At 52.6% G+C, this 16506-nt stretch carries 13 protein-coding genes; 11 read left to right on the forward strand and 2 right to left on the reverse strand.

All coding sequences use genetic code 11. From position 1 onward, the window contains the following. The first annotated feature begins 36 nt into the window (after nucleotides 1–36). The 3 genes from atpG to ACMYSK_RS19250 are packed head-to-tail and all read left to right on the forward strand — an operon-like array spanning nucleotide 37 to nucleotide 2749. Nucleotides 37–900: a F0F1 ATP synthase subunit gamma gene (gene atpG / locus ACMYSK_RS19240; RefSeq protein WP_434637823.1), complete on the forward strand. Its 864-nt coding sequence runs from the start codon at nucleotides 37–39 to the stop codon at nucleotides 898–900. Nucleotides 901–926: 26 nt separating this feature from the next. Next, entirely contained in the window at nucleotides 927–2309 is a 1383-nt protein-coding gene (atpD, locus tag ACMYSK_RS19245) for a F0F1 ATP synthase subunit beta (protein WP_434637825.1), read from the forward strand. A gap of 20 nt (nucleotides 2310–2329) precedes the next feature. Further along, nucleotides 2330–2749 (forward strand): F0F1 ATP synthase subunit epsilon, encoded by a 420-nt coding sequence (locus ACMYSK_RS19250; RefSeq protein WP_434637827.1) that lies wholly within the window; start codon nucleotides 2330–2332, stop codon nucleotides 2747–2749. Nucleotides 2750–3167: 418 nt separating this feature from the next. Here ACMYSK_RS19250 and ACMYSK_RS19255 read toward each other — a convergent pair whose 3' ends face one another. Continuing rightward, on the reverse strand, nucleotides 3168–5339 hold the full coding sequence (locus ACMYSK_RS19255) for a right-handed parallel beta-helix repeat-containing protein (protein ID WP_434637828.1): 2172 nt from the start codon (nucleotides 5337–5339) through the stop codon (nucleotides 3168–3170). A 345-nt stretch (nucleotides 5340–5684) separates the two neighbouring features. Between ACMYSK_RS19255 and glmU the strand changes: the two genes are divergently transcribed. The 7 genes from glmU to phoU all read left to right on the forward strand — a co-directional run bounded on the left by glmU (nucleotide 5685) and on the right by phoU (nucleotide 14209). After that, nucleotides 5685–7055 carry a bifunctional UDP-N-acetylglucosamine diphosphorylase/glucosamine-1-phosphate N-acetyltransferase GlmU gene (gene glmU / locus ACMYSK_RS19260; RefSeq protein WP_434637830.1) on the forward strand — a complete coding sequence of 457 codons (1371 nt, stop codon included), beginning with the start codon at nucleotides 5685–5687 and terminating at the stop codon, nucleotides 7053–7055. Nucleotides 7056–7363: 308 nt separating this feature from the next. Beyond that, nucleotides 7364–9193 (forward strand): glutamine--fructose-6-phosphate transaminase (isomerizing), encoded by a 1830-nt coding sequence (glmS, locus tag ACMYSK_RS19265; RefSeq protein ID WP_434637832.1) that lies wholly within the window; start codon nucleotides 7364–7366, stop codon nucleotides 9191–9193. A gap of 337 nt (nucleotides 9194–9530) precedes the next feature. Next, complete coding sequence (pstS, locus tag ACMYSK_RS19270; RefSeq protein ID WP_434637834.1) at nucleotides 9531–10571, forward strand: phosphate ABC transporter substrate-binding protein PstS; 1041 nt, start codon at nucleotides 9531–9533, stop codon at nucleotides 10569–10571. A 192-nt stretch (nucleotides 10572–10763) separates the two neighbouring features. Continuing rightward, complete coding sequence (pstC, locus tag ACMYSK_RS19275) at nucleotides 10764–11723, forward strand: phosphate ABC transporter permease PstC (RefSeq protein ID WP_434637836.1); 960 nt, start codon at nucleotides 10764–10766, stop codon at nucleotides 11721–11723. Further along, entirely contained in the window at nucleotides 11723–12613 is an 891-nt protein-coding gene (gene pstA / locus ACMYSK_RS19280) for a phosphate ABC transporter permease PstA (protein WP_434637838.1), read from the forward strand. The genes pstC and pstA overlap by 1 nt, the downstream gene beginning before the upstream one ends. Nucleotides 12614–12658: 45 nt before the next feature. Then, the gene (pstB, locus tag ACMYSK_RS19285) at nucleotides 12659–13432 is read left to right on the forward strand and encodes a phosphate ABC transporter ATP-binding protein PstB (protein WP_110276026.1); all 774 of its coding nucleotides are present in this window, start codon (nucleotides 12659–12661) and stop codon (nucleotides 13430–13432) included. Between the two features lie 51 nt (nucleotides 13433–13483). After that, nucleotides 13484–14209 (forward strand): phosphate signaling complex protein PhoU, encoded by a 726-nt coding sequence (gene phoU, locus ACMYSK_RS19290; protein WP_434637840.1) that lies wholly within the window; start codon nucleotides 13484–13486, stop codon nucleotides 14207–14209. 97 nt (nucleotides 14210–14306) lie between these two features. On the opposite strand, the gene yieH is transcribed toward phoU, so the two are convergent. After that, nucleotides 14307–14972, reverse strand: coding sequence for a 6-phosphogluconate phosphatase (gene yieH, locus ACMYSK_RS19295; RefSeq protein WP_434637842.1), 666 nt, complete (start codon nucleotides 14970–14972; stop codon nucleotides 14307–14309). Between the two features lie 168 nt (nucleotides 14973–15140). On the opposite strand from yieH, the gene adeP reads away from it, so the two are divergent. Next, nucleotides 15141–16478 (forward strand): adenine permease AdeP, encoded by a 1338-nt coding sequence (gene adeP, locus ACMYSK_RS19300; protein WP_434637844.1) that lies wholly within the window; start codon nucleotides 15141–15143, stop codon nucleotides 16476–16478. Nucleotides 16479–16506 lie beyond the last annotated feature (28 nt).

Here is a 16506-nt window from a genome sequence, read left to right on the forward strand (position 1 = left end):
TCTTAGGGCAAGCCGCACGGCATTGAGGAGAAGTTCATGGCCGGCGCAAAAGAGATACGTAGTAAGATCGCAAGCGTCCAGAACACGCAAAAGATCACTAAAGCGATGGAAATGGTCGCCGCTTCCAAAATGCGTAAATCGCAGGAGCGCATGGCGGCCAGCCGTCCTTATGCAGATACCATGCGCAAAGTGATTGGTCACCTTGCAAACGGTAATCTGGAATATAAGCACCCGTACCTGGAAGAACGCGACGTGAAACGCGTGGGCTACCTGGTGGTGTCGACCGACCGTGGTCTGTGCGGTGGCTTGAACATTAACCTGTTCAAGCGAGTGCTGGCAGATATGAAAGTATGGTCCGATAAAGGCGTTCAGAGCGATATCGCAATGATCGGCTCTAAAGGCGTATCTTTCTTTAGTTCCGTCGGTGGCAATATTGTCGCCCAGGTGACCGGCATGGGTGATAACCCGTCCCTGTCCGAACTGATCGGTCCGGTAAAAGTGATGTTGCAGGCCTATGATGAAGGCCGTCTGGACAAGCTTTACGTTGTCAGCAACAAATTTATTAATACCATGTCCCAGACTCCGACCATCACTCAGCTGCTGCCGTTACCGGCATCAGAAGATGCTGAGCTGAAGCGTAAATCCTGGGATTACCTGTATGAGCCAGACCCGAAAGCGCTGCTGGATACCCTCCTGCGTCGTTATGTGGAATCTCAGGTTTATCAGGGCGTGGTAGAAAACCTGGCCAGCGAGCAGGCCGCACGTATGGTGGCGATGAAAGCCGCTACCGATAATGGCGGCAGCCTGATTAAAGAGCTGCAGTTGGTATACAACAAAGCTCGTCAGGCCAGCATTACTCAGGAACTCACCGAAATCGTCGGTGGTGCATCCGCGGTATAACCAGGTTAATTCGTAGAGGATTCAAGATGGCTACTGGAAAAATTGTCCAGGTAATCGGCGCCGTGGTTGACGTCGAATTCCCTCAGGATGCCGTACCGCGCGTGTACGATGCTCTTGAGGTTCAGAATGGTAACGAGAGCCTGGTGCTGGAAGTTCAGCAGCAGCTCGGTGGTGGTATCGTGCGTACCATCGCAATGGGTTCTTCCGACGGTCTGCGTCGTGGTCTGGAAGTAAAAGATCTCGAACACCCGATCGAAGTCCCGGTAGGTAAAGCAACTCTGGGTCGTATCATGAACGTCCTGGGTCAGCCGATCGATATGAAAGGCGACATCGGCGAAGAAGAGCGTTGGGCTATTCACCGCGCAGCGCCGAGCTATGAAGAGCTCTCCAGCTCTCAGGAACTGCTGGAAACCGGTATCAAAGTTATGGACCTGATTTGCCCGTTCGCGAAGGGCGGTAAAGTCGGTCTGTTCGGTGGTGCGGGCGTGGGTAAAACCGTAAACATGATGGAGCTGATCCGTAACATCGCGATCGAGCACTCAGGTTATTCTGTGTTTGCGGGCGTAGGTGAACGTACTCGTGAGGGTAACGACTTCTACCACGAAATGACCGACTCCAACGTACTGGATAAAGTATCCCTGGTTTACGGCCAGATGAACGAGCCACCGGGAAACCGTCTGCGCGTTGCTCTGACCGGTCTGACTATGGCTGAGAAATTCCGTGACGAAGGTCGTGACGTACTGCTGTTCGTCGATAACATCTACCGTTATACCCTGGCCGGTACTGAAGTATCAGCACTGCTGGGTCGTATGCCTTCTGCGGTAGGTTATCAGCCAACGCTGGCTGAAGAGATGGGTGTTTTGCAGGAGCGTATTACCTCCACCAAAACCGGCTCCATCACTTCCGTTCAGGCGGTATACGTACCTGCGGATGACTTGACTGACCCGTCACCAGCCACCACCTTTGCTCACTTAGATGCAACCGTGGTACTGAGCCGTCAGATCGCGTCTCTGGGTATCTACCCGGCCGTTGACCCACTGGATTCCACCAGCCGTCAGCTGGATCCGCTGGTTGTTGGCCAGGAACACTACGACACCGCGCGTGGCGTTCAGTCCATCCTGCAGCGTTATCAGGAACTGAAAGACATCATCGCGATCCTGGGTATGGACGAACTGTCTGAAGAAGACAAACTGGTGGTAGCACGTGCGCGTAAAATTCAGCGCTTCCTGTCCCAGCCGTTCTTCGTGGCAGAAGTATTTACCGGTTCTCCAGGTAAATTCGTATCGCTGAAAGATACCATCCGTGGCTTTAAAGGCATCATGGAAGGCGAATACGATCACCTGCCAGAGCAGGCTTTCTACATGGTCGGTTCTATCGACGAAGCCGTGGAAAAAGCTAAAAAACTTTAACGCCTTAATCGGAGGGTGATATGGCAATGACTTACCACCTGGACGTCGTCAGCGCGGAGCAACAAATGTTCTCCGGTCTGGTCGAAAAAATCCAGGTAACGGGTAGTGAAGGTGAACTGGGTATTTACCCGGGTCACGCGCCGCTGCTCACCGCCATTAAGCCTGGTATGATTCGCATCGTTAAACAGCACGGTCATGAAGAGTTTATCTACCTGTCCGGCGGCATTCTTGAAGTGCAGCCTGGTAGCACGACCGTTCTGGCTGATACGGCAATTCGTGGCCAGGATCTCGACGAAGCGCGAGCCCTGGAATCGAAGCGTAAAGCCGAAGAGCACATTAACAGCTCTCACGGCGACGTGGATTACGCTCAGGCGTCTGCGGAACTGGCCAAAGCGATCGCCAAACTGCGCGTTATCGAGTTGACCAAAAAAGCGATGTAACACCGGCTTGAAAGTTAAAAAGCCAGTCTGGTTCAGACTGGCTTTTTTTATGGTTCCGTTTCAGAAAATTTGAAACTAAAAAGCGAGTTCAAAAATTTTGTGATGAATGTCTCATTTTTATTGATCGATTAAAAAATGAGGCGTAGACTTATTTTTATGATGTGAATCACAAAAATAAACCATCATAAATTAATCGCTATCCAGGAAGTCATCATGAAACTGATCAATAAAATCGTCGCTTTCTTCAGTGCTATGAACGTTACCTTTGGTACTTTCAACAACTGAGAATAAAACTTTCCAGACTGCATTTGCGCTGTCCCGCTAACTAAAACGACAACACATGCGGTGTAAAGCAGAAAAGGAAAAGGTCGCCTGAGGGCGACCTTTGTGTTTTTTGTCTTCCAGAAAACGCGACAGACTAGTTACGGCTGAGGAAGTCCCCGGTAGCAAAACTGCCATCGGCACGACGCAGCAGCGGAACCGGCAGCGTCAGGGATTGGTAATCGGTACTCTGAATCGTTTTCCCCTCGGCGTTGACGCTTTTCCCCTCGCGAATAAAGTAGTTGTTATCCTCAACGTTGCCGACGACGGCATCATCATATTTTCCGGGCTGGCTGCGCAGCGACAGATTGTCGCTGAAGTGCCCTTGAGTCTCTGGTTTACCGTAAGGACTAGGGCGGAAAAGATAGTTAAAGCGCTGGTTATCTACCGCTACGTTATTGACCACCACCAGCTTGCCGGGATTGAAATTATCAGTGAATCCGTCCAGATGGTTACCGATGGCAATGCTGTTACGTATTTCGTGGGCTACCGGCTGCCCTTCCCCACCGAGTTTGAAGCCGTTGCTGGTATTATTGCGGGCAATTGAATTCTCGATCACCACAACGCCGTTGGCACCGTCTTCAATTTTGTTAAACAGGTCGAATCCGTCATCGATATTATCGTGTGAGTAGCACCCTTCCAGGCGATTACCTTCCCCGACCCGCATTTTGACGGCAAAACCGTCGGCGTTAATCTTACCGGGATCCACATTGCCGTAGGATTCTGAATTCACCACTCGGTTGTAGCTTGCCCACAGCGGGCGACCTATTTTGTCCGCAGAGGAGATCTGGATTCCGGTATCATCGTTTTTGTAGGCGGTGACGTTCTCGATCAGGTTATGGCTACCCTGAATACGCAGGCTTTTATCGGTGACATTGATCCCGTTGATATGCCAGTAGTTCGCATCCAGCAGCAGGCCATGAATAACCGCTTTCCCGTCAGCCTGTAGCGTTTTGCTCTGCTCTTTGAGCCCGCTGGCCTGGAGTGGGATGACCGTTTGCGGGTAATCCCCGGCGGCTAAAATAATTTTCCCTCCGGGGGGCAGCAGGTCTATTGCGGTGGAGAGATCCAGCGGGGAATTAACGGTCCCTTTAGCATCCGCCTGACCCTCTGGAGAAACATGCAGCGTACTCCCATCAACGTGGAGGCTGCGCTCAACCGTCAGACTTTGCGTAACCGGTTTTTGGTTGCTGGCCGGTGTAAACTGAATCTCAAAGGTACTTTTATCTTTGAGTGTGGCGGGCTGAGTGAACATCTCCCCGGCTTTGACCTTCTTATTCTCCCCGATCGTCACCTCGTCCTGACGAACGGTGAAGTCGCCGTCATCATTCGCCCGCACCTGCAATACATACTCCGCGCTCTGGCTTTTTGCCCCCGAGGCGATTTGCATCACTACCGGCCAGGCTTTGGCAACATAAGGCTGAGAAACCAGGGTGTTCGCTGGCGATGTGACTAGTGAAGCGTCACTGACGGTGATTTTGGCGTTACGGGAAGCAAAGAAGCCAACGTAGTAGTTGTTTTTATCCTGCTGATTAACCAGATCGGCATGAGGCACCTTTTGGCTCACCCATGCATCGCTACCGTCCGGCGCCCATGAGGTGATAAATCCTTCATTGGTACGTTCGAGCCTGAGCTGGAAGGCCGGCGTCTGTGTAATATCGACATTTTCTTTATAACTCAGCCGGTTGATTGCTGCCCCCGCGTTCCCCCAGGGTCGAGTCATTCCTTCCCGGGATATTGCCTGGAGTTTGACGCGCGAGCGATCTTTTTTATCCTGAGTCATAATAGCGTTCATAACCATATTGGACGCCGCCGGAAACTCTTCGTAACCAACCATCAAAGGCTGCTGTCGCGGATGGCCGATGACATCACGCACCAGCAGCCCTGCGCCTTCCTGTGCTGCCGGAAGGGCGCCATTTTCCGGGCCAAATTGATCGACCCTGACCGTGGCTTGCAGGATGAAATTCTGCCGGGCCGGCAGTTCTGTATAAAAGAAGGTCAAACCGTCGTGTGAGTTGGCTATTTTTCCGCCTCGGCTCTCAATCGTTACGGGGGCGCTGAGATCGGCAACATCCTGCGGGGTAAGCTTTTTCCCTGCAATCGTCACGTCGTTAACGCCAATTTTCTCCGCCAGAACGTTGGAGGAAAAATTCACGTCAGTTGATTGACCAAAAGCGATGCCTCGCCAGACATGTTGCTCGTCAGCCTGCAGCGGTAATGCGATAATTGAGCTGCAAAGGGCTAATGCCAAAGGTATTTTTTTATTCATTTTTGTCTCCTGGGTAAATATTGACCAGCATTATCATAATAATGAAATGGTGTTTCTATTTACCTCGTCACAATTAATGAATATTAAAACGTTGTTTTATTTTATCGCCATGCTTTATTCAGGCGTCAAAAAAACAGCAAAAGCAGTGAGATAGCAGGCATTTATCTCCCTTATGGTTTTTTTTCGGAGATAAACTCATTTGCAGCGGTGAAAAATAGCACCATAAAATGGTAGATATCGTTGAGCCAGGGCGTTTTATCCGCGTCTCGTTTCATGATGAAAAATATGTAGATATTTCAACGTGAAAGGCTTTTACTTTTCGTTCTAATAGTTGTCAGGATGCGTATGTCAAACAGTGCGATGAGCGTGGTTATCCTTGCCGCAGGCAAAGGGACCCGCATGTATTCCGATCTTCCGAAGGTGCTGCACTCTCTGGCCGGGAAGCCAATGATGCAGCATGTTATTGATGCTACTAAAGATCTCGGTGCTTCAGCCGTACATCTGGTGTACGGGCACGGTGGCGATCTGCTTCGTCAGACGCTGCATGAAGACAATCTTAACTGGGTCTTACAGGCTGAGCAGCTCGGCACCGGCCATGCGATGCAGCAGGCGGCGCCGTTCTTCCGTGATGATGAAGACATCATGATGCTGTATGGCGATGTTCCGCTGATTTCCGTTGATACGCTACAACGTCTGCGCGCGGCAAAACCGCAGGGCGGCATTGGCCTGCTGACGGTGAAGCTGGACGACCCAAGCGGATACGGTCGCATTACGCGTGAAAACGGCCTGGTTACCGGCATCGTTGAGCACAAAGATGCCAGCGATGAACAGCGTCAAATTCAGGAAATTAATACCGGGATTTTGATCGCGGGTGGGGCGGATTTAAAACGCTGGCTGGCGAAACTGACCAATAACAACGTACAGGGCGAATACTACATCACCGATATTATCGCCATGGCGTATCAGGAAGGTCGGGAAATTGCTGCCGTCCATCCGCAGCGTTTGAGCGAAGTGGAAGGCGTGAACAACCGCCTGCAGCTATCGCGTCTGGAGCGCGTTTATCAATCCGAACAGGCTGAAAAACTGCTGCTGGCTGGCGTGATGCTACGCGACCCGGCACGTTTTGATCTGCGTGGCACTCTCCAGCACGGGCGCGATGTGGAGATTGATACTAACGTTATCCTGGAAGGAAACGTGGTACTGGGCGAGCGCGTGAAGATCGGTACCGGCTGTGTGATTAAAAACAGCACCATTGGCGATGACTGTGAGATCAGCCCCTATTCGGTGGTTGAAGACGCTCATCTGCAGGCTGCCTGTACCATCGGGCCGTTCGCTCGTCTTCGCCCTGGCGCTGAGCTGCTGGAAGGCGCGCATGTCGGCAACTTTGTCGAAATGAAAAAAGCGCGCCTGGGTAAAGGGTCGAAAGCCGGGCATCTGACTTATCTCGGCGATGCAGAAATCGGCGATAATGTGAATATCGGTGCCGGCACTATTACCTGTAACTACGATGGCGCGAATAAATTTAAAACCATCATCGGCGACGATGTGTTTGTCGGGTCCGACACTCAGCTGGTGGCGCCGGTGACCGTAGGCAATGGCGTCACGATTGCCGCCGGTACGACGGTGACGCGTGATATTGCTGATAACGAACTGGTTTTAAGCCGTGTGCCGCAGGTCCATAAACAGGGCTGGCAGCGTCCGGTGAAGAAGAAGTAATTTTTGGATTGTCGCCGGGCGTGAAAATCGACCGGTGAATCAGGATGAGAGGCGCAATATAGCGCCCCGTCCGCAGGCAGTACCATAAAAATAACCCCACTCTCTACAAGGCTCGGGGCGCCCGAAAGGGCATGACTCAAAGAATTTCGCATTGTGGCAGGGCGGCAAACGTGAGAATTCATGGGCGCTGACTTAAGTCAGTGACCATGGTGAGCGTGTGCAGCCAACGCAGTCACAGCGTGAAAGACGAAGAGTAATACAGGTCAGCGACAACGCATGGCATAACGCCATTATCAGGAAATTTAACTATGTGTGGAATTGTTGGCGCAGTCGCGCAGCGTGATATTGCTGAAATCCTTCTCGAAGGTTTACGTCGTCTGGAATACCGTGGATATGACTCTGCCGGTCTGGCAGTGGTTGATAACGCCGGGCATATGTCCCGCGTTCGTCGTCTCGGTAAAGTCCAGATGCTGGCTCAGGCGGTAGAAGAGCATCCGTTACACGGCGGTACGGGGATTGCCCATACCCGCTGGGCGACGCACGGTGAGCCGTCTGAAGGTAACGCGCATCCGCATGTTTCTGAACACATTGTGGTGGTCCATAACGGTATCATCGAAAACCACGAACCGCTGCGTGAGCTCTTGCAGTCCCGCGGCTATATCTTTGCCTCAGAGACCGATACTGAGGTGATTGCTCACCTGGTTCACTGGGAACTGGAGCAAGGCGGCACGCTGCGTGAAGCCGTTCTGCGGGCCATCCCGCAGCTGCGCGGTGCTTATGGCACGGTGATTATGGATATCCGCGATCCGGGTACTCTGCTGGCTGCGCGTTCGGGTAGCCCGCTGGTTATCGGCCTGGGAATGGGGGAAAACTTCATTGCCTCCGATCAGCTGGCGCTGCTGCCGGTAACCCGCCGCTTTATCTTCCTCGAAGAGGGCGATATTGCTGAAGTGACCCGCCGCTCCGTGGTGATTTTTGATAAGTCAGGCGCGGAAGTGAAACGCCCGGATATCGAATCCAACCTGCAATATGATGCCGGCGATAAAGGTATCTATCGCCACTACATGCAGAAAGAGATTTACGAACAGCCGAACGCTATCAAAAATACCCTCACCGGGCGTATCAGCCATGGTGAAGTGGATCTTAGCGAGCTGGGTACGCATGCCAATGAGATGCTGTCTCAGGTTGAGCATATCCAGATTGTTGCCTGCGGCACCTCGTATAACTCTGGCATGGTTTCTCGCTACTGGTTTGAAGCGCTGGCGGGCGTACCGTGCGATGTTGAAATCGCTTCTGAATTCCGCTATCGCAAATCAGCCGTGCGTCGCAACAGCCTGATGATCACGCTTTCCCAGTCCGGTGAGACTGCGGATACGCTGGCCGCTCTGCGCCTGTCAAAAGAGCTGGGCTACCTTGGTTCACTGGCTATTTGTAACGTTGCCGGGTCTTCTCTGGTCCGTGAATCTGATTTGTCTCTGATGACCAAAGCAGGCACCGAGATTGGCGTCGCATCAACCAAGGCTTTCACCACTCAGCTGACCGTATTGCTGCTGCTGGTGGCAAAACTGGCACGCCTTAAAGGCCAGGATGCCACCGTTGAGCATGATATCGTTCACGGGCTGCAGGCGTTGCCGAACCGTATTGAGCAGATGCTGTCTCAGGATAAGCGTATTGAAGCGCTGGCCGAGAACTTCTCTGATAAGCACCACGCGCTGTACCTTGGCCGTGGCGATCAGTACCCGATTGCGTTGGAAGGGGCGCTGAAGCTGAAAGAGATCTCGTATATCCACGCGGAAGCCTACGCAGCCGGCGAGCTGAAACACGGCCCTCTGGCCCTGATTGATGCTGAAATGCCGGTGATCGTTGTCGCGCCGAATAATGAATTGCTGGAGAAGTTGAAATCCAACATTGAAGAAGTTCGCGCGCGTGGTGGTCAACTGTACGTCTTCGCCGATGGCGAAGCGGGTTTCAGCAGCAGCGACAATATGCACATCATCGAAATGCCGCATGTTGAAGAGGTGATTGCGCCAATCTTCTACACCGTGCCGCTGCAGCTGCTGGCCTATCACGTTGCGCTGATTAAAGGCACTGACGTCGATCAGCCACGTAACCTGGCAAAATCGGTCACCGTAGAATAAACCGACTCACAGCATAAAAAGGGCTGCCATCCGGCGGCCCTTTTTTTATTACCGGCGATTTTTTTATCCTGCGGGTGAAAAATGCTGCGGCGCGGCTTAATGACAAACTGTCATTTTCGACGATAATTTCAGTGTCATAAAAAGAAAATTTTTCTGCAAACTTACCGTCACTTAAATAATTAACAGTATGATTTATATTGTTTTTATTTTCGCCTCTCGGCTGTCTTTTTGGGTGTCATAAAACTGTAATAATTCGTACATTTTACTGTCACTTCTTTGTCCTATTTTGCTCACCATAGCCTCGAAACAACGATTTACGAATCCAGCAGGAGACATTATGAACGTTATGCGTACCACCGTCGCAACAGTTGTCGCCGCGACCTTATCGATGAGCGCTTTCTCTGCATTTGCAGCTGCAAGTCTGACTGGCGCGGGCGCAACTTTCCCGGCGCCGGTGTATGCCAAATGGGCTGATACCTATCAGAAAGAAACCGGCAATAAAGTGAACTACCAGGGCATTGGCTCCTCCGGTGGTGTAAAACAAATTATTGCTAACACCGTTGATTTCGGTGCTTCTGATGCTCCTCTGGCCGATGACAAACTGGCCCAGGAAGGTCTGTTCCAGTTCCCGACCGTTATCGGCGGTGTGGTTCTGGCAATCAACCTGCCGGGTGTGAAGTCTGGTGAGCTGGTTCTGGACGGTAAAACGCTGGGTGATATCTACCTGGGCAAAATTAAAAAATGGGATGACGAAGCGATCGCTAAACTCAACCCAGGCATGAAGCTGCCGTCGCAGAATATCGCCGTGGTTCGTCGCGCCGATGGTTCTGGTACCTCCTTCGTTTTCACCAGCTACCTGGCGAAAGTGAACGAAGAGTGGAAATCTAAGATTGGCGCAGGCTCAACCGTTAACTGGCCGACCGGTCTGGGCGGCAAAGGCAACGACGGCATCGCCGCCTTCGTTCAACGTCTGCCGGGCTCCATTGGCTACGTAGAATACGCTTATGCTAAGCAGAACAACCTGGCCTACACCAAGCTGCTTTCTGCCGATGGTAAGCCGGTTAGCCCGACTGAAGATAACTTTGCTAACGCAGCAAAAGGTATCGACTGGAGCAAATCCTTCGCACAGGATCTGACTAACCAGAAAGGTGATAATGCATGGCCGATCACCTCAACGACCTTTATCCTGGTTCACAAAGCGACCACCAAGCCAGAGCAGACGGCTGAAGTGCTGAAGTTCTTCGACTGGGCGTACAAAAACGGCGGTAAAGAAGCTAACGCACTGGATTACGCAACGCTGCCGGAAGCCGTGGTTGAGCAGGTTCGCGCTGCATGGAAAACCAACGTGAAAGACAGCAGCGGTAAAGCGCTGTACTAAATACCCGTCAGACTTCGAGCCGCAGCTGCGTTGGCTGCACTTGCTTACCCCAGTCACATAGTGAATCTATGCTCCTGGGGGGTCACAAGCTTGCCGCCTTGCTGCAACTCGAATTATTTAGGGTATAGCATTACGTTAGCCTGGAGGCACGGTAAAATGCGCGCTTCCAGGCCCGAACTTAAAGAGTAATCTATGGCTGCAACCAAGCCGGCATTTAACCCTCCGGGGAAAAAGGGTGACATAATTTTCGGCGTGCTGGTCAAACTGGCGGCGCTGATTGTGCTATTGATGCTGGGCGGCATCATCGTTTCCCTCATCATCTCTTCATGGCCAAGCATTCAGAAGTTTGGTTTTTCCTTTTTGTGGACCAAAGAATGGGATGCGCCCAACGAAATTTTCGGTGCGCTGGTACCCATCTACGGGACGCTGGTGACCTCGTTTATTGCGCTGCTGATCGCCGTACCGGTGAGCTTTGGCATCGCGCTGTTCCTGACCGAACTCTCGCCGGGATGGTTGAAACGTCCGCTTGGTATCGCGATTGAACTGCTGGCGGCAATCCCCAGTATCGTTTACGGCATGTGGGGGCTGTTTATTTTTGCCCCGCTGTTTGCGACCTACTTCCAGGAGCCGGTGGGCAACGTTCTGTCGACGATTCCGTTTGTCGGCGCGCTCTTTGCCGGTCCGGCGTTTGGGATCGGGATTCTGGCTGCGGGCGTCATTCTGGCCATCATGATTATTCCGTACATTGCTGCGGTAATGCGTGATGTGTTTGAACAGACTCCGGTCATGATGAAAGAGTCGGCCTACGGGATTGGCTGCACGACCTGGGAGGTTATCTGGCGTATCGTGCTACCGTTTACCAAAAATGGCGTTATCGGCGGCGTGATGCTCGGTCTGGGGCGCGCGTTGGGGGAAACCATGGCGGTGACCTTTATTATCGGTAACACCTACCAGCTGGATAGCGCTTCGCTGTATATGCCAGGCAACAGTATCACCTCCGCGCTGGCAAATGAGTTTGCCGAAGCGGAAACCGGCCTCCACGTGGCGGCGCTGATGGAGCTGGGGCTGATTCTCTTTGTGATTACCTTTATTGTTCTCGCCGCCTCGAAGTTCATGGTGATGCGTCTGGCGAAGAATGAGGGAGCACGCTGATGGCGACGATCGAATTGCAAACCAGCGCAGAGCTGGCGGAATCCCGCCGTAAAATGCAGGCCAGGCGCCGGCTGAAAAACCGTATTGCCCTGACCCTGTCGATGGGAACGATGGTATTCGGGCTGTTCTGGCTTATCTGGATCCTGATGGCGACCGTGACCCGCGGTATTGATGGCATGAGTCTGGCGCTGTTTACCGAAATGACGCCGCCGCCGAACACCGCAGGCGGTGGTCTGGCGAATGCCCTGGCGGGCAGCGGTTTGCTGATCCTGTGGTCGACTATTTTTGGTACGCCGCTGGGCATTATGGCGGGTATTTATCTGGCGGAATATGGGCGTAAGTCTGTGCTGGCGGAAGTGATTCGTTTTATTAACGATATCCTGCTTTCCGCGCCGTCCATCGTGGTTGGCCTGTTTGTCTACACGATCGTGGTGGCGCAGATGCAGCACTTTTCCGGCTGGGCGGGCGTAATTGCTCTGGCGCTGCTGCAGGTGCCTATCGTCATTCGAACCACGGAGAATATGCTGAAACTGGTGCCTGACAGCCTGCGTGAAGCGGCTTATGCACTGGGTACACCGAAGTGGAAGATGATTTCAGCGATCACCCTGAAGGCCTCCGTGTCCGGCATCATGACGGGGATTCTGCTGGCTATCGCGCGTATCGCCGGGGAAACGGCACCGCTGCTGTTCACCGCGCTCTCCAACCAGTTCTGGAGCACCGATATGATGCAGCCGATTGCTAATCTGCCGGTGACCATTTTCAAATTTGCCATGAGTCCGTTCGCGGAGTGGCAGCAACTGGCATGGGCCGGGGTATTGATTATCACCCTGTGCGTATTGCTGCTGAACATTCTGGCGCGCGTTGTTTTCGCGAAGAATAAACACGGTTAATTTTTGCAGCGCGGCGAAATGCGGCGCTGAATGAGGAAGAGATTGATGAGTATGGTGAATGCGACCCCGGGTAAGCTTTCAGTTCGTAACCTGAACTTCTACTACGGAAAATTCCATGCCCTGAAGAACATCAACCTGGATATCACCAAAAACCAGGTTACGGCGTTTATCGGACCGTCAGGCTGCGGGAAATCGACCCTGTTACGGACGTTCAACAAAATGTTTGAACTGTACCCGGAGCAGCGTGCGGAAGGTGAAATTCTGCTGGATGGCGACAATATTCTGACCAATACTCAGGATATCGCTCTGCTGCGTGCGAAAGTCGGTATGGTCTTCCAGAAGCCAACGCCGTTCCCGATGTCGATTTATGACAACATCGCCTTTGGCGTTCGCCTGTTTGAAAAGCTGTCGCGTGCCGATATGGACGAACGCGTGCAGTGGGCACTGACCAAAGCCGCATTATGGAACGAAACCAAAGATAAGCTGCATCAGAGCGGGTATTCTCTCTCCGGCGGTCAGCAGCAGCGTCTGTGCATCGCGCGCGGCATCGCTATTCGCCCGGAAGTCCTGCTGCTTGATGAGCCGTGTTCAGCGCTGGACCCGATCTCTACCGGGCGCATTGAAGAGCTTATCACTGAACTGAAACAGGATTACACCGTCGTTATCGTTACCCACAACATGCAGCAGGCTGCGCGTTGTTCAGACCATACGGCATTTATGTATCTTGGCGAGCTGATTGAATTCAGTAACACGGATGATCTGTTTACCAAGCCCGCGAAGAAACAAACTGAAGATTATATTACTGGCCGCTACGGTTGATTGCCCTTCTGCTTACACAGGATCTAACCCGTTGGGCATTCAGGAGACACCATGGACAACCTAAATCTTAATAAACATATTTCCGGCCAGTTCAATGCAGAACTGGAGTATATCCGCACCCAGGTGTTGACCATGGGTGGGCTGGTAGAACAGCAGCTTTCTGATGCAATCACCGCGATGCACAATCAGGACAGCGATCTGGCAAAGCGCGTGATTGAAGGCGATAAACAGGTCAACATGATGGAAGTCGCTATTGATGAAGCCTGCGTACGCATCATCGCCAAGCGTCAGCCAACTGCCAGCGACCTGCGTTTAGTGATGGCGATTATTAAAACCATCGCGGAGCTGGAACGTATCGGCGACGTCGCTGACAAAATTTGTAGCACCGCGCTGGAGAAATTCTCCCAACAGCACCAGCCGCTGCTGGTCAGCCTGGAGTCGCTGGGGCGCCATACCGTGCAGATGCTGCATGACGTGCTGGACGCCTTTGCTCGCATGGATCTGGACGAGGCTGTGCGTATCTATCGCGAAGATAAGAAAGTTGATCAGGAATATGAGGGCATCGTGCGTCAGCTGATGACCTATATGATGGAAGATCCGCGTACGATCCCAAGCGTACTGACTGCTCTGTTCTGCGCACGCTCTATCGAGCGTATCGGCGACCGCTGCCAGAATATTTGTGAGTACATTTTCTACTTCGTGAAAGGCCAGGATTTCCGCCACGTTGGCGGCGATGAGCTGGACAAGCTGCTGGCGGGTAAAGATCCGAAGGAGTGATCCGCAGTAAAATGCCCGGTGACGTTACGCTTAGCGGGGCAACAAATCTACGGATCCTGTAGGCCGGATAAGCGCTAGCGCCATCCGGCTTTTTTCATTAACGCGTAATATTCCACCCACGCGCTTTCCACAGCCCTGGCAGCTGCGCTAAATCGGTAAAAGTCGTCACTTTTGGATGATCGATCGGTTTGTTGTGCGGGTCAGCGCAGAAGTAAAACACTTCCATTCCCGCATCGATACCTGACTGAGCGCCAGCGGTGGAATCATCCACCAGAATGCAGTTTTCGACGTTAACGTTCATGGCTTTTGCCGCGTGGAACATCAGTGCCGGATCGGGCTTCCAGCGCTGGATATCGTAACCGCTGTACAGCTGGTCGGGAAAATGGTGCACCATACCGGTTCTTCCCAGCGAGTGCTGCATTTTGCTGACCGGGCCGTTAGAAACTACGCACATCGGCACGCTGACCGCGTCCAGCAGCGCTTTCGCTCCGGGAATCGCCTCTAGTTCAGAATCAAACAGGCGCGCGACTTCAGCACGGTAGAGCGGTTCAAGCTCCGGCTTTTGTAGGTCGACACCGTACTCTGCATTGATGGTATCAATGATTTCGTAGAGCTTTACCCCTTTGAAACGCTTAAAAATCTCGTCTAAATCCAGGGTAATGCCAAATGCTTTAAACATGTGAACATACGCGCGAGAACAGATCACTTCGCTATCGACCAGCGTGCCGTCACAGTCGAAAAACAGGGCTTCTATTTGGGACATGCCGTTTCCATTTTAATAAGTTAACGTTTTCGTCATGCATATTCACAGGACGCAATCGTTGCCGTATAAGCAAATTCAATGAAAAAAATTACCATACAACTGCCCCTGGTGTCGCATTTTGGTATAGGATAGCGACGAATTTTCCCTCCTTTTGTTCGGAAACCGATAATGAGTCAACAACAAACCAGCCAGTCTTCTGGCCAGGGTCTGCTGGAGCGCGTGTTCAAACTACGTGAACACGGCACGACGGCACGTACCGAAGCGATAGCAGGTTTCACTACCTTTTTGACAATGGTCTACATTGTTTTTGTTAACCCACAGATTCTTGGCGTAGCGGGTATGGATACCAGCGCTGTATTTGTGACGACCTGTCTGATCGCCGCCTTCGGTAGTATTCTGATGGGGCTGTTTGCTAACCTGCCGGTTGCTCTGGCACCGGCAATGGGGCTGAACGCCTTCTTTGCCTTTGTCGTCGTCCAGGCGATGGGTCTGCCGTGGCAGGTGGGGATGGGGGCTATCTTCTGGGGCGCCGTTGGTCTGCTGCTGCTGACCATTTTCCGCGTCCGTTACTGGATGATTGCCAATATTCCGGTCAGCCTGCGCGTGGGGATCACCAGCGGTATCGGGTTGTTTATCGGCATGATGGGGCTGAAAAATGCCGGCGTGATTGTCGCCAACAAAGATACGCTGGTAAGCATCGGAAACCTGACTTCCCACAGCGTGCTGCTGGGGATTCTCGGCTTCTTTATCATCGCTATTCTCGCGTCTCGTAACATTCATGCCGCGGTGCTGGTCTCCATTGTCGTCACGACGCTGCTGGGCTGGATGCTGGGTGATGTTCACTACACCGGTATTGTTTCCGCTCCGCCGAGCATTACGTCGGTTATCGGCCACGTTGATTTGGCTGGCTCGTTTAATCTCGGCCTGGCTGGCGTCATCTTCTCCTTCATGCTGGTCAACCTGTTCGACTCCTCCGGTACCTTGATCGGTGTGACCGATAAAGCCGGTCTGGCCGATGAGAAAGGCAAATTCCCGCGGATGAAGCAGGCGCTGTTTGTCGACAGTATTTCATCGGTGGCAGGCTCCTTTATCGGTACCTCTTCCGTGACTGCCTATATCGAATCCTCCTCCGGCGTTTCCGTCGGCGGGCGTACCGGCCTGACGGCGGTTGTCGTGGGGATTCTGTTCCTGCTGGTGATTTTCCTCTCGCCGCTGGCGGGGATGGTACCAGCCTATGCGGCTGCGGGTGCGCTGATTTATGTTGGTGTACTGATGACTTCCAGCCTGTCGCGCGTGAAGTGGGACGATCTGACTGAAGCGGTACCGGCCTTTATCACTGCGGTGATGATGCCGTTCAGCTTCTCGATTACTGAAGGGATTGCGTTAGGCTTTATCTCTTATTGCGTGATGAAGATTGGTACCGGTCGCCTGCGTGACCTCAGCCCGTGTGTGATTATCGTGTCACTGCTGTTCGTGCTGAAAATCGTGTTTATCGACGCCCATTGATTTATCGATACTGATTTGCCCGTACGAT

It is taken from the genome of Klebsiella sp. I138, from assembly GCF_051131765.1.
GTDB lineage: Bacteria > Pseudomonadota > Gammaproteobacteria > Enterobacterales > Enterobacteriaceae > Klebsiella.